Source organism: Eikenella glucosivorans (assembly GCF_016025525.2).
In the GTDB taxonomy this organism is placed as follows: domain Bacteria; phylum Pseudomonadota; class Gammaproteobacteria; order Burkholderiales; family Neisseriaceae; genus Eikenella; species Eikenella glucosivorans.
Genome location: NZ_JACSGR010000014.1, coordinates 1 through 2,574, shown reverse-complemented (window position 1 = coordinate 2,574; position 2,574 = coordinate 1). Strand labels below are relative to the sequence as shown.

Here is a 2,574-nt window from a genome sequence, read left to right as displayed (position 1 = left end):
ACTACAACTGTCAAATACTAAAAAATAAAAAATCACCCAACCCCACCTAAATATCAAAATTATCAGGAAATTTAATTGCCTCCTGTCCCATAACAAAATCAGGGCAAACCCTATCTAATCTGTATCAGGCTACCTGAAAGTCTTTTAAAACCCCCATACGCAACAACAGCCGGGCATAATACCCGGCCGCTATTACTCTCTATTGAGCATCAGAACAACCCGCTGATCACCCCGTGTTCATCCACATCAATCCGTTCCGCAGCGGGCACTTTGGGCAAACCAGGCATCTTCATCATATTGCCGCATAGCACCACGACAAACCCCGCCCCGGCCGACACAGTCAACCCGCGCACGGTAATACGGAAGCCTTTTGGCGCACCCAGCAGCTTGGCATTATCGCTAAACGAATATTGGGTTTTCGCCATGCACACCGGCAACTTATCCCAGCCCAACTGCTCCAGCTTGGCTATATCGGCCAAAGCTTCAGCACTGAAATCCACATCGTCTGCACCGTAGATGCGGCGGGCAATAGTGCGGATTTTTTCCGGGATACTTTGCGCCGCATCGTAGGCAAAGGCAAAGCGTTTGGGCAACTGCTCCGCCGCCGCCACTACTTTTCGCGCCAAATCTTCGCCGCCGACGCCGCCTTTGCCCCATACCTCAGTAAACGATACCGCCGCACCGCGCGCCTGGCATGCTTTGGCTACCAGATCTAACTCGGCCTGCGTATCCGCACTGAAACGGTTGAGCGCCACCACCACCGGCAGGCCGAACACATTCTGCATATTGTCGATGTGACGCAACAAGTTGGCCAAGCCTTTTTCCAGCGCAGCCAGGTTTTCGCTGCCCAAATCCTCCTTCGCCACACCGCCGTTGTATTTCAGCGCGCGCACGGTAGCCACGATCACAGCGGCATCCGGCTGCAAACCGGCCAGGCGGCACTTAATGTCGCAAAATTTTTCCGCACCCAAATCGGCACCAAAGCCGGCCTCAGTTACAGCGTAATCGGCGAGGTGCTTGGCCAGGCGGGTGGCGATCACGGAGTTGCAGCCGTGGGCGATGTTGGCAAACGGGCCGCCGTGCACGAAGGCGGGCGTGCCTTCGATGGTTTGCACCAGATTGGGCTTGATGGCATCTTTCAGCAGCGCGGCCATGGCGCCTTGAGCTTTCAGGTCTTTGGCATACACCGGGCTGCCGTCTTTGGCATAGGCCACCAAAATATTGCCCAAACGCGTTTTCAGGTCGCCCAAGTCTTTGGCCAGGCAGAACACGGCCATCACTTCGGAAGCCACGGTAATATCGAAGCCATCGTCGCGCATCACGCCATCAGAGGGCTTGCCGAGGCCGCCGACAATATTGCGCAATTGGCGGTCGTTCATATCCACGGCGCGGCGCCAAACCACGCGTTTGGGGTCGATATTGAGCGCGTTGCCGTGGTGGATGTGGTTGTCGATGAGGGCGGCGAGCAGGTTGTTGGCGGCGCCGATGGCATGGAAGTCACCGGTGAAGTGCAGGTTGATGTCTTCCATCGGCAAAACTTGGGCATAGCCGCCGCCGGCCGCGCCGCCTTTGATGCCGAACACGGGGCCGAGCGAGGGCTCGCGCAGGGCGATAACGGCGTTTTTGCCGATGCGGTTCAGGGCGTCGGCCAGGCCGATGGTCACCGTGGTTTTGCCTTCGCCGGCAGGCGTGGGGCTGATGGCGGTGACCAAAATCAGGCGGCCTTGTTTTTCAGGTAGCCTGAAGGCATCGGCGGGATTGATTTTGGCTTTGTATTTGCCGTAGTGTTCCAATTGTTCGGGGCGCAAGCCCAATTTGGCGGCGATTTCGTCGATATGCTTGATTTGTGCGGCTTGGGCGATTTGAACATCAGACAACTGAGTCATGTCGGTCTCCGTTTTAATAATTTAAAGAATGGGCTACGCATGGCGGATTGTACCCGAAATCAGCCTGGGGCGTTGCCTGGTTAAGATGAATGTTTGGCAGATATCCGCCGGAATATTTTCAGGTAGCCCTACTGTGCAAAAGGCTACCTGAAAACTTCAGCGTTTCAACGCCAACACCAGCACGCCGCCGGCAATCATGGCAATGCCCAGCCACTCCTGCACGCTCGGCCGCTCGTCTAAAAACACCACCGCCATCAGCGTAACCAGCACAATGCTAAACTTATCCACCGGCGCCACCTTGGAAGCCTCGCCCATTTGCAGCGCCTTGAAATACGCCAGCCACGAAGCGCCCGTGGCCAAGCCGGAGAGCACCAGAAACGTCCAATTGCGTCCGGTGAAGCCGCCCACGCCCTGCCACTTGCCGGTGTAGCTCAAAAACGCCGCCAAAGCCGCGATGATCACCAGCGTGCGGATAAAAGTAGCAAAATCCGAATCGATACCCTGCAAACCCAGTTTGGCGAAAATCGCCGTGAGCGCCGCGAAAAAGGCCGAAGCCAGAGCCCAATAGAGCCATGCGTTTGAAGTCATCATCCGTTTCCTTATATATAAAATGTAGAAATCAGTAGCGTTGTTTACAGTATTTCCAGGAGAATACTGAAACATGAACATGCACAAAAATACCCGACTC

At 55.5% G+C, this 2,574-nt stretch carries 2 protein-coding genes; both read right to left on the bottom strand.

Annotated elements, in window-relative coordinates; translation table 11 throughout:
• Window positions 1-209: 209 nt before the first annotated feature.
• Complete coding sequence (locus H9Q10_RS12015; protein WP_197904217.1) at window positions 210-1,886, bottom strand: formate--tetrahydrofolate ligase; 1,677 nt, start codon at window positions 1,884-1,886, stop codon at window positions 210-212.
• Window positions 1,887-2,042: 156 nt separating this feature from the next.
• A complete protein-coding gene (locus tag H9Q10_RS12010; RefSeq protein ID WP_197904218.1) occupies window positions 2,043-2,474 on the bottom strand; it encodes an EamA family transporter in 432 nt (143 codons plus the stop codon).
• Window positions 2,475-2,574 lie beyond the last annotated feature (100 nt).